This is a genomic window from Ekhidna sp. (assembly GCF_965212185.1).
Taxonomy (GTDB): Bacteria; Bacteroidota; Bacteroidia; order Cytophagales; family Cyclobacteriaceae; genus Ekhidna.
This window is the reverse complement of the sequence record NZ_OZ243102.1, coordinates 3092999-3108239: the sequence shown is the minus strand read 5'-3', so window position 1 is coordinate 3108239 and position 15241 is coordinate 3092999. Positions and strand designations below refer to the sequence as shown.

At 39.5% G+C, this 15241-nt stretch carries 12 protein-coding genes and 4 tRNA genes; 13 read left to right on the top strand and 3 right to left on the bottom strand.

What is annotated here, in order from left to right; translation table 11 throughout:
* Nucleotides 1-11 precede the first annotated feature (11 nt).
* Genes frr through ACOMC3_RS13545 form a run of 3 tightly spaced genes read right to left on the bottom strand, consistent with a single transcriptional unit; the run spans nucleotide 12 to nucleotide 1842 of the window.
* On the bottom strand, nucleotides 12-566 hold the full coding sequence (gene frr, locus ACOMC3_RS13555; protein WP_420316419.1) for a ribosome recycling factor: 555 nt from the start codon (nucleotides 564-566) through the stop codon (nucleotides 12-14).
* Between the two features lie 19 nt (nucleotides 567-585).
* Nucleotides 586-1290, bottom strand: coding sequence for a UMP kinase (pyrH, locus tag ACOMC3_RS13550; RefSeq protein ID WP_420316418.1), 705 nt, complete (start codon nucleotides 1288-1290; stop codon nucleotides 586-588).
* Between the two features lie 57 nt (nucleotides 1291-1347).
* Nucleotides 1348-1842 carry an acetyl-CoA carboxylase biotin carboxyl carrier protein subunit gene (locus tag ACOMC3_RS13545; RefSeq protein ID WP_420316417.1) on the bottom strand — a complete coding sequence of 165 codons (495 nt, stop codon included), beginning with the start codon at nucleotides 1840-1842 and terminating at the stop codon, nucleotides 1348-1350.
* Between the two features lie 156 nt (nucleotides 1843-1998).
* On the opposite strand from ACOMC3_RS13545, the gene ACOMC3_RS13540 reads away from it, so the two are divergent.
* The 13 genes from ACOMC3_RS13540 (at nucleotide 1999) to rpoC (ending at nucleotide 15239) form a co-directional block, all read left to right on the top strand.
* Nucleotides 1999-2081 (top strand) — tRNA-Tyr (locus ACOMC3_RS13540).
* 56 nt (nucleotides 2082-2137) lie between these two features.
* Nucleotides 2138-2210: transfer RNA gene (locus ACOMC3_RS13535), tRNA-Gly, on the top strand.
* Between the two features lie 271 nt (nucleotides 2211-2481).
* Nucleotides 2482-2553 (top strand) — tRNA-Thr (locus ACOMC3_RS13530).
* A gap of 66 nt (nucleotides 2554-2619) precedes the next feature.
* A complete protein-coding gene (gene tuf / locus ACOMC3_RS13525; protein ID WP_420316416.1) occupies nucleotides 2620-3807 on the top strand; it encodes an elongation factor Tu in 1188 nt (395 codons plus the stop codon).
* Nucleotides 3808-3901: 94 nt separating this feature from the next.
* Nucleotides 3902-3974, top strand: a tRNA-Trp gene (locus tag ACOMC3_RS13520).
* A 21-nt stretch (nucleotides 3975-3995) separates the two neighbouring features.
* Nucleotides 3996-4187 carry a preprotein translocase subunit SecE gene (secE, locus tag ACOMC3_RS13515; RefSeq protein ID WP_420316415.1) on the top strand — a complete coding sequence of 64 codons (192 nt, stop codon included), beginning with the start codon at nucleotides 3996-3998 and terminating at the stop codon, nucleotides 4185-4187.
* 16 nt (nucleotides 4188-4203) lie between these two features.
* Nucleotides 4204-4767 carry a transcription termination/antitermination protein NusG gene (gene nusG, locus ACOMC3_RS13510; protein ID WP_420316414.1) on the top strand — a complete coding sequence of 188 codons (564 nt, stop codon included), beginning with the start codon at nucleotides 4204-4206 and terminating at the stop codon, nucleotides 4765-4767.
* A gap of 10 nt (nucleotides 4768-4777) precedes the next feature.
* Nucleotides 4778-5221, top strand: coding sequence for a 50S ribosomal protein L11 (gene rplK, locus ACOMC3_RS13505; protein ID WP_420316413.1), 444 nt, complete (start codon nucleotides 4778-4780; stop codon nucleotides 5219-5221).
* Between the two features lie 9 nt (nucleotides 5222-5230).
* On the top strand, nucleotides 5231-5932 hold the full coding sequence (gene rplA, locus ACOMC3_RS13500; protein ID WP_420316412.1) for a 50S ribosomal protein L1: 702 nt from the start codon (nucleotides 5231-5233) through the stop codon (nucleotides 5930-5932).
* A gap of 2 nt (nucleotides 5933-5934) precedes the next feature.
* Nucleotides 5935-6465 (top strand): 50S ribosomal protein L10, encoded by a 531-nt coding sequence (gene rplJ, locus ACOMC3_RS13495; RefSeq protein WP_420316411.1) that lies wholly within the window; start codon nucleotides 5935-5937, stop codon nucleotides 6463-6465.
* Nucleotides 6466-6496: 31 nt separating this feature from the next.
* The gene (gene rplL / locus ACOMC3_RS13490) at nucleotides 6497-6880 is read left to right on the top strand and encodes a 50S ribosomal protein L7/L12 (RefSeq protein ID WP_420316410.1); all 384 of its coding nucleotides are present in this window, start codon (nucleotides 6497-6499) and stop codon (nucleotides 6878-6880) included.
* A gap of 118 nt (nucleotides 6881-6998) precedes the next feature.
* Nucleotides 6999-10868, top strand: a complete 3870-nt coding sequence (gene rpoB, locus ACOMC3_RS13485; protein WP_420316409.1) for a DNA-directed RNA polymerase subunit beta — start codon at nucleotides 6999-7001, stop codon at nucleotides 10866-10868.
* A gap of 60 nt (nucleotides 10869-10928) precedes the next feature.
* Nucleotides 10929-15239, top strand: a complete 4311-nt coding sequence (gene rpoC, locus ACOMC3_RS13480; RefSeq protein ID WP_420316408.1) for a DNA-directed RNA polymerase subunit beta' — start codon at nucleotides 10929-10931, stop codon at nucleotides 15237-15239.
* Nucleotides 15240-15241: the final 2 nt, after the last annotated feature.

Below are 15241 nucleotides of genomic sequence, written 5' to 3'. Positions count from 1 at the left end.
AATTCACCTATTTAAATTGTCATAATATCCTTCTCTTTACTTTCCACAAGAGAATCGATTTTATTAGTATAATTATCTGTCAACTTTTGCACCTCATCTTCAGCATTCTTGATAAGATCCTCTGAGACACCATCCAATTTCTTAAGAGAATCATTAGTTTCTTTTCTTGCATTTCTAATACTGATCTTCCCTTTCTCTGCTTCAGCTTTCACTTGTTTCATTAGGTTAGTTCTTCGCTCTTCGGTGAGTGGGGGGATATTTATTCGAATTTGCTCTCCATCATTTTGAGGATTGAAACCTAGATTGCTATTAATTATGGCTCTTTCAATCTCTTGGAGCATAGCTTTTTCCCATGGCTTAACACTTAAAGTACGCGCGTCTGGGGTCGTCACTCCAGCAACTTGATTTAGAGGGGTCATTGTGCCGTAATATTCCACTTCCACTCCGTCAAGCATATTGGGCATGGCTTTTCCAGCCCTAATTTTAGAGAATTCGTCTAAGGTGTGCTGCACAGCACTTTCCATCATTTCTTTAGCAGTATCCAGATATATGTCAATTTCTTCCATGATTGAAAATTAAGAATTATCAATGAATAAGAGTGCCAACTTCCTCTCCCGAGACAATTTTAGCCAGGTTTCCCTCTGTATTCATGTCAAAAACAATGATTGGCAAATCATTTTCTTGACAAAGAGTAAAGGCTGTCATGTCCATAATATTCAGGTTCTTTTCGTAGGCTTCCTGAAAGGTGATTTTTGCATAACGTTCTGCGTTCGGATTTTTTTCAGGATCTTCAGAATAAACACCATCAACTCTCGTACCCTTCAAAACAACATCTGCTTCTATTTCAATGGCTCTCAAGCTAGCAGTGGAGTCTGTTGTGAAATATGGGTTTCCTATTCCGGCACCAAAGATTACTACTCTACCTTTCTCAAGGTGACGAATGGCCCTCCTTCTTATAAATGGCTCACATACTTGCTCCATTTTCAGACCTGACATAAGACGAGTATACATTCCTTGCTTTTCAAACATACTCTGCAGAGCCATCGCATTAATCACTGTGGCAAGCATACCCATGTAGTCCCCCTGCACTCTATCAATTCCTGAAGCTTCACCTTCTACACCTCTAAATATATTTCCACCACCTATTACCACGGCGACTTCAATTCCTTGGTCAACCACATTTTTAATCTCTTCGGCATATTGAATAAGCCTATTAGAATCAATACCATGCTGTTGATCTCCCATCAGCGCCTCACCAGAGAGTTTTAATAAAATTCGTTTGTATGTCATAAATGTTTATAGGTAATGATGGATGAAATCGTGCAAATATATATGGAATACTACCTACTACTCGAATGAAATTAATACCTGATTTTTTTCAACATTATCTTTTTCTGAAACATGAATTTTACTAACTGTGCCTATTCCAGGAGATTTGATAACATTTTCCATCTTCATCGCTTCAAGTACAAGAAGCTTGTCCCCTTCATTTACTTCATCCCCCTCATTTACAATGATGTTGAGTATGGACCCGGGCATTGGAGCTTTAATGTCTTTTACTGCAGTTGATGCTGCAACGTCCATTCCAAGTTTCGCTAATATTTGATCAATATGATCAGTTACTTTGACGTCTAATATTTGATCATTTATTTTCAATTTCATTTCTTTTCCATCTTGCTCTACGATATCTACTCGGAATATGCGATTAGATTTGAAAATTTTATAAGAGTTATTATCTATTTGAATGATCTCTCCGTCAAAGGCGTGGTTGTTTAGAAAAACCCCCTCTTTTTTGTTTTCTACGCTAATTATTTCGGTTTCTCCGACCTGTACTTCAATCATGGAAATGCGGTTTGTTTATTAGGTTGTCAAAAATATGGATTGCTAAAGACTTTTTATCTAAAAATGATATTTGATTAGTTAGAAAAACCATATACTTTTGCAATCCTTTTTCTGGAAAGCTTCTGGAAAAAGTCGTTCTTAAAAGTGTTTTAGAAAGGGGAGATACTCAAGCGGCCAACGAGGACAGACTGTAAATCTGTTGGTGAATTCCTTCGCAGGTTCGAATCCTGCTCTCCCCACTTTGAAAATTTTCAAATTTCAAGAATAAATGAAGATTGATGTTTGAAAATTCTAAGCGGGTGTAGCTCAGTTGGTAGAGCGACAGCCTTCCAAGCTGTAGGTCGCGGGTTCGAGCCTCGTCACCCGCTCAAATGTCGAAAAAGTTCGACATTGAGCAAAAGTGAAATTGTAAAGATTTCATTTGTGTTCAGTACTGTAAAAAATGAAAGTGGGTGTAGCTCACCTGATCGATTTTTCGGTCAGTTGAGAAACAGCTCGTTCAAACTACAGCTTTTAAGCTGTATGTCACGGCGGTTCGTCGTTACGATTCGAGCTTTGTCACCCGCTCAAATCCCTGAGAAATCAGGGTCTTTGAGCTCTTTGGTTCAAAAATCTGAACTTTAAGAGTTTTGATTTAAAGCCGATGTAGCTCAGGGGTAGAGCGTTTCCTTGGTAAGGAAGAGGTCAGGGGTTCAAATCCCCTCATTGGCTCTTATTCAAGGTGAATAAAGAAAATAGAGTAATAACAATAAATTAAACAAACGAGGATTATCAAGCATGGCTAAAGAAACCTTTGATCGTTCGAAACCACACGTAAATATTGGTACAATCGGACACGTTGACCATGGTAAAACAACTTTAACTGCCGCAATTTCAGCTGTGTTAGCTGGAAAAGGATTGGCAGATATTAAAGATTTCTCTTCTATCGATAACGCACCGGAAGAGAAAGAAAGAGGTATTACCATTAATACTTCACACATTGAGTATCAGACTGAAAAACGTCACTATGCTCATGTTGACTGCCCTGGTCACGCGGATTATGTAAAAAACATGGTAACTGGAGCTGCTCAGATGGATGGAGCTATCATCGTTGTAGCTGCAACTGACGGTCCAATGCCACAAACAAGAGAGCACATCCTTCTTTCAAGACAGGTTGGTGTACCAGCTTTGGTTGTGTTCATGAACAAGGTTGATTTAGTAGATGATCCAGAACTACTTGAACTTGTTGAAATGGAAATCAGAGAGCTTCTTTCTGATTATGATTTCCCAGGTGATGATGTTCCTGTAATTCAAGGTTCTGCTCTTGGTGGTCTTAATGGAGACGCCAAGTGGGTAGAGAAAATCGAAGAATTGATGGATGCTGTGGATGAATACATTCCACTTCCAGAAAGAGCTGTCGATAAAGATTTCTTGATGCCAGTAGAGGACGTATTCTCAATTACTGGTCGAGGTACTGTTGCTACAGGTAGAATTGAGAGAGGTGTGATCAACTCGGGTGATCCTGTTGATATCATCGGAATGGGAGCTGAAGGACTTAAGTCTACAATTACTGGAGTAGAGATGTTCCGTAAGATTCTTGATAGAGGTGAGGCTGGCGATAACGTTGGACTTCTTTTGAGAGGTATTGAAAAAGACCAGATCAAAAGAGGAATGATTATATGTAAGCCTGGATCTGTAACTCCTCATGCTAAGTTTAATGCAGAGGTATACGTTCTATCAAAAGAAGAAGGTGGACGTCACACACCATTCTTCAACAAATATAGACCTCAGTTTTACTTGAGAACTACTGACGTAACTGGTGAAATCATGCTTCCTGCAAATGTGGAGATGGTAATGCCTGGTGATAACGTAACAATTGAAGTAAACCTTATCAACCCTGTCGCTCTTGAAAAAGGATTGCGATTTGCGATCAGAGAAGGTGGACGAACTGTAGGTTCTGGTCAGGTAACTGAAATTCTTGATTAATAAATAGTTATCCCGTAAGCGATTGTCTTACGGGATTTGTTTATACAAACTGATTACTCTAAATTTGCAGTCCTTTTGGGACTGCTTGTTTTTTACGGGTGTAGCTCAATTGGTAGAGTAGCGGTCTCCAAAACCGTTGGTTGGGGGTTCGAGTCCCTCCTCCCGTGCTTTTAAAATGAAGGAAAATTATGTCTAAAGTTATCACATTTTTCAAAGAATCATACGATGAGTTGTCGCACAAAGTGTCATGGCCAAAGTATGGTGATTTGCAAAATAGCGCCATTCTGGTTTTGGTCGCATCACTGATTTTTGCTCTTATGATAGGAGCAATAGACTATGCCTTCGAAAATTTGATGGAATTTATTTATCAGGAACTATAATACGTACGGGGTAGACATGGAGCATAAGTGGTACGTAGTAAGAGCCGTAAGCGGCAAGGAGAGAAAGGTCAAAGAAGCTATTGAAAACGAAGTAGCTCGTCAAGAATTGGCTGATTATATCCCTCAGGTACTTATTCCTTCGGAAAAAGTATACGAGATGCGAAACGGTAAAAAAAGAGTTAGAGAAAGAAATTTCTTTCCAGGATATGTATTGATCCAAGCTGACTTCTCCAATGGTGAAGTACAACACCTGGTTACGAATAAAGAGCTAATTCCTAATGTGATCGGCTTCTTAGGATCAACAGGAAGTAGCACTACAAAAGATCCAATCCCTTTGAGACAAGCTGAGGTGAATAGAATTCTCGGTAAAGTTGATGAGGTGGAGGAATATGAAGAGAAGCTTGACACCCCATTCATTGTGGGTGAAAGCGTGAAAGTGATGGACGGTCCCTTTAGTGGCTTCACGGGTACAGTAGAGGAGGTTTTTGAGGATCGTAAGAAGCTTAATGTTACGGTTAAGATTTTTGGCAGAAATACACCTGTCGAATTGAATTATATACAGGTAGAAAAAGAAGATTAATTAGGTAGAAATGGCTAAAGAAATAACAGGCTATTTGAAATTACAGATTCGTGGAGGTGCGGCTAATCCGTCACCACCAGTTGGACCTGCGCTTGGAGCTAAAGGTCTGAATATCATGGACTTCTGTAAGCAGTTTAACGCAAGAACTCAGGATAAGCCAGGACAGCTTCTTCCGGTTGTTGTTACTATATATGCTGACAAGTCTTTTGATTTTGTAATTAAGACACCTCCTGCTGCATCCCTTATAATGGAAGCAGCTAAGTTGAAAAAAGGATCTTCCGAGCCGAACCGTGTGAAAGTAGGATCTGTGACTTGGGATCAGGTGAAAACAATCGCCGAAACCAAAATGCAGGATTTGAATGCGTTCAATATTGAGTCTGCTATGAGAGTGGTGGCCGGTTCAGCGCGAAGCATGGGTGTGAAAATTTCAGGTAAAGCCCCTTGGGCAAATTAATATTTGGTAATGGGAAAGCTTACAAAAAATCAAAAGAAAGCTCAGGAACTTTTAGAAGTTGGTAAAGAGTATTCTTTGGAAGAAGCGTCTAAGCTGGTGAAGGAAATTACCTTCAGTAAGTTTGATGCATCAGTAGATATCGATATCCGATTGGGTGTTGATCCAAAGAAAGCTGACCAAATGGTTCGTGGAGTAGTATCTCTACCTCATGGAGTAGGTAAAGATGTGAGAGTTTTGGTGCTATGCACGCCTGATAAAGAGCAAGAAGCAAAAGATGCTGGTGCAGATCACGTAGGGTTAGATGATTATGTTAAGAAGATTGAAGGTGGATGGACAGATATTGACGTAATTATCACTATGCCAACAGTGATGGCACAAGTAGGTAAACTCGGAAGGGTTCTAGGACCAAGAGGTTTAATGCCAAATCCAAAGTCTGGTACAGTTACTATGGACATTGGACAGGCAGTAAAAGAAGTAAAAGCTGGTAAAATCGACTTTAAGGTTGATAAGTTTGGAATCATCCATACGAGCGTTGGAAAAGTATCTTTCGAAGCAGATAAGATCAAAGAAAATGCATTGGAAATGATCCAAACAATATCAAAGTTGAAGCCTGCTTCTGCGAAAGGAGCATACTTCAGGTCGATCACTCTCTCAAGTACAATGAGTAGTGGAATACCAATTGATAAAAGTAGCATAGCAAGCACAAAATAGTTATGACACGACAAGACAAAGCACAATTAATAAGTGACCTTACTGAAAAGTTAAAGGAAACAGATCATTTCTATATTGCTGATACTTCTGGTCTCTCTGTAGCTGAGATCAACAAGTTCAGAGAAATGTGCTTCAATAAAGGAGTTGAATACAAGCTTGTTAAAAACACGCTTATCAAGAAAGCTCTAGAGAATATTGAAGGAGACTTTTCATCTTTAGTTGAAGTGTTGAAAGGTACTTCAGGAATTATGTTCGTAAATGAAACTGCGAACGCTCCTGCAAAGATCATTAAGGAATTCAAGAAAGAGGATTCTAAAGATAGACCGAAATTCAAGGCTGCTTCCATAGACTCGGATTTATTCATTGGTGAAGACCAACTAGGAGCACTTGCTAGCTTGAAATCTAAACAAGAGCTTGTTGGAGAGGTCATCACGTTATTGCAATCGCCTGCTAAGAATGTACTTACTCTTCTACAGAGTGGGGAACATAAGCTTGCTGGTATTGTTAAAACACTTTCAGAAAGAGAGAATTAAAAATTTTTAAACAGAATTAACACTTAATAAAATGGCGGATTTAAAAGAATTTGCAGAGCAATTAGTTAACCTTTCAGTTAAAGAGGTAAACGAACTAGCTAATATCCTTAAAGACGAGTATGGCATAGAGCCTGCTGCAGCTGCAGGACCAGTAATGGTTGCTGGAGGTGCTGGCGGTGATGCTGCTGGTGGAGCTGAAGAGAAGTCTTCATTTGACGTTATCCTTAAATCTCCAGGCGGTGCAAAACTTGCTATCGTTAAGTTGGTGAAAGAACTTACTGGACTAGGCCTGAAAGAAGCGAAAGAGCTTGTTGATGGAGCTCCTAAAGCAGTAAAAGAAGGTATCGCTAAGGACGAAGCTGAAGCATTGAAAAAGCAGCTTGAGGAAGCTGGTGCTGAAGTAGAATTAAAGTAATTAGCACAATAATACAAAGGCATTAGGCCCTGACAACAAATCGTCAGGGTCTTTTCCTGTTTGTATATGATGCTAAACGTTCTTTTTCAAAAATTTATAAACTAAAACTCCGTAAGCTTTGGCTAACAACAATAACACGAGAATCAATTTCTCTTCAATAAAATCAGTTATTGATTATCCGGATTTTCTGGATGTACAATTAAAGTCATTTGTTGATTTTTTCCAGCTTGACACACCTGCTGAGCACAAAGAAGGTGAAGGCCTTTATAAGGTGTTCATGGAAAACTTTCCTATTACGGATTCCAGAGAGAATTTCGTATTAGAATTTGTGGACTATACAGTAGATCCTCCAAAATACAGCATCCAAGAATGCATCGAAAGAGGATTAACATATTCTGTACCACTAAAAGCAAAACTTCGTCTTCTCTGTAATGACGAAGAAAATGAAGATTTTGAAACAATTGAGCAGGAAGTATTCTTAGGGAATATTCCTTACATGACTGAAAAAGGCTCATTCGTTATAAATGGAGCTGAGCGTGTAATCGTATCTCAATTACACAGATCTCCAGGGGTATTCTTTGCACAAAGTAAGCACACCAACGGTACACTTCTTTATAGTGCCAGAATTATCCCATTTAAAGGATCATGGATTGAGTTTGCTACGGACGTAAACAACGTAATGTATGCATACATCGATCGTAAGAAGAAGTTTCCTATCACAACTCTATTGCGATCTATTGGATATGGCTCTGATAAAGAAATTCTAGACCTATTTGGTCTTTCAGAGGAAATAGAAGCCACTGAAAAAGACCTTAAGAAGGTTATTGATCGAAGACTTGCGGCAAGGGTTCTCAGAACCTGGACGGAAGATTTCGTGGATGAAGATACTGGAGAAGTAGTTTCTATTGATAGAAATGAAGTTGTATTAGAGCGTGATAGTATGATCACGGAAGATGATATTCAAACCATCATTGATTCCGGCTCAAAATCGATTATCGTTCACAGAAAAGACGTGAATATCGCAGAGTATTCAATCGTCTATAACACACTTCAGAAAGACAATTCAAATTCTGAAAAAGAAGCAGTTGAGCAGATTTATCGTCAGTTGAGAAATACGGAGGCTCCTGATGAACAAACTGCAAGAGACATTATCACAAGCTTATTCTTCTCTGATAAGAGATATGACCTTGGTGAAGTAGGACGATACAGAATTAATAAAAAATTAGGTATCGATACTGATTGGGATAGAAGAGTTCTCTCCACTGAAGATATTATCCTAATCGTTAAGTACTTGATTGGCTTAATAAATAGTAAAGCTGTGGTTGATGATATTGACCACTTGAGTAATAGACGAGTAAGAACTGTAGGTGAGCAGCTTTATTCTCAATTCGGAGTTGGGCTTGCAAGAATGGCAAGAACCATTCGTGAGAGAATGAACGTTAGAGACAATGAAGATTTCAAGCCGGTTGATTTGATCAACGCAAGAACTTTATCTTCTGTAATCAATTCATTCTTTGGTACAAACCAGTTATCTCAGTTTATGGATCAAACGAATCCACTCGCTGAGGTTACTCATAAAAGAAGAATGTCTGCGCTTGGACCTGGAGGTCTTTCAAGAGAAAGAGCGGGATTTGAGGTTCGAGATGTTCACTACACTCACTATGGTAGACTTTGTACCATTGAAACTCCGGAGGGACCAAACATTGGTTTGATTTCTTCGCTATGTGTTCATGCGAAAGTGAACCAAATGGGATTCATTGAAACGCCATATAGAGAGGTTGGGAAAGGTACTGTGGATATGTCAGGGAATGTTAAATACCTAACGGCAGAAGAAGAAGATACACACAACATCGCTCAAGCAAATGCCCCATTATCTGATAAGGGCAAATTCTTGAATGATAAGATCAAAGCAAGATTCGAAGGTGACTTCCCACTTTGTAGTGAAGATGAAGTTAGTTATATGGATGTTGCACCAAACCAAATTGTGTCCGTTGCAGCGTCGATGATTCCATTCTTGGAGCATGATGATGCGAACAGAGCATTGATGGGATCAAACATGCAGCGTCAAGCCGTTCCTTTGATGAGACCCCAGGCTCCAATCGTTGGTACAGGCCTTGAAGAAAGAGTGGCACTTGATTCAAGAGCATTGATTCGTGCAGAAGGCGATGGTTTGATCGAATACGTAGATTCTAATAAAATTACCGTTCGATACGACCTGTCTGATGAGCAAAAAATCATATCCTTTGATGATGACATAATGACCTATGATCTGGTTAAGTTCAGAAGAACTAATCAGGATACATGCATTAACCTAAAGCCTATCGTTCAAAAAGGAGATAAGGTTAAGAAAGGACAAGCATTATGTGATGGATTTGCTACTGAGAAAGGTGAGCTAGCATTGGGAATTAATATGCAAGTTGCCTTTATGCCGTGGCAAGGATACAACTTTGAGGATGCAATTGTAATCTCAGAAAGAGTAGTAAGAGAAGATATCTTCACTTCAATTCACATTGATGAATTCGAACTCGAAGTAAGAGATACGAAGCGTGGTGAGGAAGAGTTAACCAGTGAAATTCCAAACGTTTCAGAAGAGGCAGTTAAAAACCTGGATGAAAATGGAATCATTAGAACGGGTGCTGAGATCAAGGAGGGAGATATCCTTATTGGTAAAATCACTCCAAAAGGAGAATCTGATCCTACTCCTGAAGAAAAGCTATTAAGAGCAATCTTCGGTGATAAAGCGGGTGATGTGAAAGATGCTTCATTGAAAGCTTCCCCATCTCTGAAAGGAGTAGTAATTGATACAAAACTCTTCTCAAGACCTAAAAAGGACAAAGATGTAAGAGCTAGAGCTAAGAAAGAAGTTGAGTTACTTAAGAACAGGTACAGTCAGCAACTTACTGAAGCTAGGGCTACAATGATTGAAAAGATCGCTCAACTTCTAGATGGCAAAACATGTCAGGGAATCAAGCATAAGTTTGGTGAAGAGGTAATGAGTAAAGGAGTTAAGTTCAGCAGAAAGAATATTGAAGCGAACTTATTCCCTCCAAAGAATAAGTACAGAGATGAAAGTAATTATAACGTTCCAGAAGAGGCGAACTTAATTTCTGACTTAATTATAGAAAACTGGGTGACCGATGAAAAAACTAATGAGCTTGTATTTAAGCTTGTTAAAAATTACATGGGTTATAGAAATGATATTTCAGGCCACTTCAAAAGAGAAAGATTCACTTTAGAAGTAGGTGATGAACTACCGGCTGGAATTGTACAACTAGCAAAAGTTTATGTTGCTAAAAAGCGTAAGCTGCAAGTTGGAGATAAAATGGCGGGACGCCACGGAAACAAAGGTGTGGTTGCTAAGATTGTTCGTGAAGAGGATATGCCATTCATGGAAGACGGAACTCCAGTGGATATCGTATTGAACCCGCTAGGTGTACCATCGAGGATGAATATTGGTCAGATTTATGAGACTGTTCTCGGATGGGCTGGTTTGAAGCTTGGAAGAAAATATGCAACTCCAATTTTTGATGGGGCAACTGAGGAAGAAGTTCAAAATGAGCTTAAAGAAGCAGGTCTTCCAGATTTTGGTAGAACATACTTATATGATGGTTTAACTGGTGAACGTTTTGATCAGCCGGTTACTGTTGGTGTGATTTACATGCTTAAACTCGGTCACTTAGTTGACGATAAGATGCACGCACGAAGTATTGGCCCATACTCTCTCATTACTCAGCAACCGCTTGGTGGTAAGGCTCAGTTTGGAGGTCAGCGTTTCGGTGAGATGGAGGTTTGGGCTCTTGAGGCATTTGGTGCTGCCAATGTTCTACAGGAAATCCTTACTATTAAATCTGATGATGTAATTGGTAGAGCAAAAGCTTATGAAGCGATCGTCAAAGGCGAGAACATGAATAAGCCTAACATTCCAGAATCATTCAATGTATTAATACATGAATTGAGAGGATTGGCTCTTGAAATTACTTTGGACTAATTAATTATTGACAATCATTTCCCTGACCACTGCGTCAGGGGACTTTATTGATATACAAACATGGCGTTCAGAAAAAACAAAAAAATTCACAACGACTTCTCTAAGGTTACCATAAGCCTTGCCTCTCCAGAATCAATCTTGGAAAGCTCACATGGTGAAGTAACCCAGCCTGAAACCATCAACTACAGGACTTATAAGCCTGAGATGGGTGGCCTTTTCTGTGAGCGAATTTTCGGTCCAGTAAAAGATTGGGAATGTCACTGTGGAAAATATAAAAGAATTCGATACAAAGGCATCATCTGTGATAGATGTGGTGTTGAAGTGACGGAGAAAAAAGTACGAAGAGAGCGAATGGGCCATATTGAATTGGTTGTTCCTGTTGCTCACATTTGGTACTTCAAATCTTTGCCAAACAAAATTGGATACCTACTTGGTGTTCCAACTAAAAAATTAGACCAGATTATTTATTACGAGCGATACATCGTAATTCAGCCTGGTGTAAAAGAAGAAGATGGCATTACAAGACTTGATTTCTTAACTGAAGAAGAATACTTAGATATTCTGGATAAACTTCCACGAGAGAATCAATTACTTGATGACGATGATCCGAATAAATTCATTGCTAAGATGGGTGCGGATGCATTGGAAATGCTATTGGCAAGAACCAAGCTTGATGAATTGTCTTTTGAACTAAGACATCAGGCTGCAACCGATACTTCTCAGCAAAGAAAAGCAGAAGCTCTTAAGAGACTCAGAGTGGTAGAGGCATTCAGAGATGCAAAAACGCGTATTGAGAATAAGCCTGAATGGATGATCGTAAAAATGGTACCGGTAATTCCGCCAGAATTACGACCATTGGTTCCATTGGATGGCGGTCGATTTGCTACTTCTGATTTGAATGATCTTTACAGAAGAGTAATCATCAGAAATAATCGTCTTAAGAGACTTATAGACATTAAAGCTCCGGAAGTAATTCTTAGAAATGAGAAGAGAATGCTTCAGGAAGCAGTGGATTCACTTTTTGATAACTCAAGAAAAGTAAATGCAGTAAGATCAGATGGAAACAGAGCGCTTAAATCTTTGAGTGATATGCTTAAAGGTAAGCAAGGTCGATTCCGTCAAAACCTACTTGGTAAAAGGGTTGACTATTCTGGTCGATCTGTAATCGTGGTAGGTCCTGAATTGAAAATGCATGAGTGTGGGTTGCCAAAGAATATGGCAGCAGAGTTATTCAAGCCATTCATTATCAGAAAGCTGATTGAACGAGGAATCGTGAAGACTGTAAAATCTGCAAAGAAAATTGTAGATCGAAAAGATCCAGTCGTTTGGGATATCCTTGAAAACGTATTGAAAGGACACCCTGTATTACTTAACAGGGCACCTACATTGCACAGATTAGGTATTCAAGCTTTCCAACCAAAACTTATTGAAGGAAAAGCGATTCAGCTTCACCCGCTAGCATGTACAGCATTCAACGCCGATTTCGATGGTGACCAAATGGCTGTTCACGTACCACTAGGGCATGAAGCAATATTGGAAGCTTCTTTATTGATGCTTTCTTCTCACAATATCCTTAACCCTGCGAATGGAGCACCGATTGCGGTACCATCTCAGGATATGGTATTGGGACTTTATTACATTACTAAAGGAAGAAGAAGTACCGATAAGGAAAAAGTTGCTGGAGAAGGGAAAATATTCTACTCTCATGAAGAAGTAATTATTGCCCTTAATGAAAAGCAAATTTCTCAGCACGCTTACATCAAGGTTCGAACTAAAGTTCGAAATGAAAAAGGTGAGCTGGAAACAAAAATTATTGAAACTGTAGCAGGAAGAGTATTATTTAATGAGTCTGTTCCTGAGGAAGTTGGTTTTGTTGATGAACTTCTAACTAAGAAAAAACTACAGAAGATTATCTCCAATGTATTCAAGATTGTGGGTATGGCTAGGACCGCACACTTCCTTGATGATATTAAGTCTCTTGGTTTCCAAATGGCTTACAAAGGAGGTCTTTCAATGGGACTTGATAACATCAACGTACCAGCAGAGAAAGAAAAATTGGTTGAGCAGGCGAAAGAAGAGGTAGATGCTGTATGGCAAAACTACCTTATGGGTCTGATCACTGACAATGAGCGTTACAATCAGGTTATCGATATCTGGACAAGAACCAACACGATGTTGACTAACTCTCTGATGAAGCAGATGGAAGAGGATGATCAAGGCTTCAACTCGATCTATATGATGATGCACTCAGGTGCAAGGGGATCTAGAGAGCAGATTCGTCAGCTTGGTGGTATGAGAGGATTGATGGCTAAGCCACAGAAAAACCTTCAAGGATCTGTTGGTGAGATTATTGAAAACCCGATTCTTTCTAACTTCAAAGAAGGTCTGGATGTAATCGAGTACTTTATCTCTACTCACGGTGCTAGAAAAGGTCTTGCAGATACAGCCTTGAAAACGGCCGATGCTGGATACCTGACTAGACGTCTTGTAGATGTAGCTCAGGATGTCGTAATCAATGAAGATGATTGTGGTACACTAAGAGGGCTTTCTGTTTCTGCATTGAAAGACAATGAAGAAGTAGTAGAGGCGCTTTCCGAGAGAATCTTGGGCCGAGTATCTGTTCATGATATCTACGATCCAATCACGGAAGAATTAGTGATTGAATCTGGTGCTGAGTTTACTGAGGAAATTGCTGATTACATTGATCAGTCGAGTATAGAAGAAGTTGAAATTAGATCAGTATTAACTTGTGAAACTCGTCAAGGAGTATGTGCTAAATGCTACGGTAGAAACCTTTCAACCGGTAGAATGTCACATATTGGCGAGGCTGTTGGTGTAATTGCAGCACAGTCAATTGGTGAGCCAGGTACACAGCTTACGTTGAGAACATTCCACGTAGGGGGTACAGCATCAAACATTGCGGTAGATGCAAATATAAAAGCGAAGTTTGATGGGGTCATTGAATTTGATGAGCTGAGAACGGTAAAGTCTACTGATGATGAAGGCAACAAGATCGAGGTAGTAATGGGACGTTCAGGAGAGATCAAAATCTTGGACGCTAAGAAGGAAAAAGTATTGATCACCAACCATGTACCATACGGTGCTATCCTGAAGGTGAAAGATGGTGGAAAAGTATCTAAAGGTGATGAGCTTTGCTACTGGGATCCATACAATGCTGTTATTATGTCTGAATTTGATGGAACAGCTTCTTTTGATTCAATCATTGAAGGTATTACATTCAAAGAAGAATCGGATGAGCAGACTGGGCACAGAGAAAAAGTTATTATCGATACGAAAGATAAGACTAAGAACCCAGCTATTGAGATCGTTGATAAGGATGGAGAGACACAAAAAGCATACAACATACCAGTTGGTGCTCACCTAGCGATTGATCAAGGTGCTAAGATTAAGCCAGGTCAAGTTCTTGCGAAGATTCCAAGAAAAACTGGTAAATCAAGAGATATTACAGGAGGTCTTCCACGAGTAACAGAATTATTCGAGGCAAGAAATCCGTCAAACCCAGCAGTTGTTAGTGAGATTGATGGTGTTGTTGAATACGGTGGTATCAAACGTGGAAACAGAGAGATTTACATCGAATCAAAAGATGGAATCAAGAAACGTTACATGGTGCCTCTTTCTAAGCATATTTTGGTTCAAGATAATGATTATGTACGTGCAGGTGATGCGCTATCTGATGGCGCCATTACTCCAGCTGATATTCTAAAAATCAAGGGACCAACTGCTGTGCAGGAATACTTAGTGAATGAAATTCAGGAAGTATACCGATTGCAAGGGGTAAAGATCAATGATAAGCACATTGAGGCGATCGTTCGTCAAATGATGCAGAAAGTGGTAATCGAGAATCCTGGAGATACAAGCTTCTTGACAAATCAATTAGCAGATCGATTTGCCTTCATGGAGGAAAATGACATTATCCTTGATAAGAAGGTTGTTGTTGAACCTGGAGATTCTTCGAATTATAAAGCTGGACAGATCATTGATGCGAGAAGCCTTAGAGATGAAGTTTCTAGCTTGAAACGAAGAGACCTTAAGCCGATGGTTACACGGGATGCAGAACCTGCAACTGGCAAGCCAACGCTTCAGGGAATTACTCAGGCGTCACTTGGAACAGAAAGTTTTATATCTGCTGCGTCATTCCAGGAGACAACAAAAGTATTGAGTGAAGCCTCGATAAAGGGTAAAGCGGATACTTTGATAGGTCTGAAAGAAAATGTAATTGTTGGTCACTTGATTCCAGCAGGTACAGGAATTAGAAAGCACCAGAAATACATCGTAAACTCTCAGGAGGAATACGAGAAACTGGTTTCTTCTAAAGAAGAGTTCGAATCAAAAGAGGTTGAAGAAGCCTAAAC

Bases quoted from the DNA above. Each gene is read 5' to 3' on its own strand.
- frr (WP_420316419.1), bottom strand. From the start codon at position 566: ATGGAAGAAATTGACATATATCTGGATACTGCTAAAGAAATGATGGAA.
- pyrH (WP_420316418.1), bottom strand. From the start codon at position 1,290: ATGACATACAAACGAATTTTATTAAAACTCTCTGGTGAGGCGCTGATG.
- ACOMC3_RS13545 (WP_420316417.1), bottom strand. From the start codon at position 1,842: ATGATTGAAGTACAGGTCGGAGAAACCGAAATAATTAGCGTAGAAAAC.
- tuf (WP_420316416.1), top strand. From the start codon at position 2,620: ATGGCTAAAGAAACCTTTGATCGTTCGAAACCACACGTAAATATTGGT.
- secE (WP_420316415.1), top strand. From the start codon at position 3,996: ATGTCTAAAGTTATCACATTTTTCAAAGAATCATACGATGAGTTGTCG.
- nusG (WP_420316414.1), top strand. From the start codon at position 4,204: ATGGAGCATAAGTGGTACGTAGTAAGAGCCGTAAGCGGCAAGGAGAGA.
- rplK (WP_420316413.1), top strand. From the start codon at position 4,778: ATGGCTAAAGAAATAACAGGCTATTTGAAATTACAGATTCGTGGAGGT.
- rplA (WP_420316412.1), top strand. From the start codon at position 5,231: ATGGGAAAGCTTACAAAAAATCAAAAGAAAGCTCAGGAACTTTTAGAA.
- rplJ (WP_420316411.1), top strand. From the start codon at position 5,935: ATGACACGACAAGACAAAGCACAATTAATAAGTGACCTTACTGAAAAG.
- rplL (WP_420316410.1), top strand. From the start codon at position 6,497: ATGGCGGATTTAAAAGAATTTGCAGAGCAATTAGTTAACCTTTCAGTT.
- rpoC (WP_420316408.1), top strand. From the start codon at position 10,929: ATGGCGTTCAGAAAAAACAAAAAAATTCACAACGACTTCTCTAAGGTT.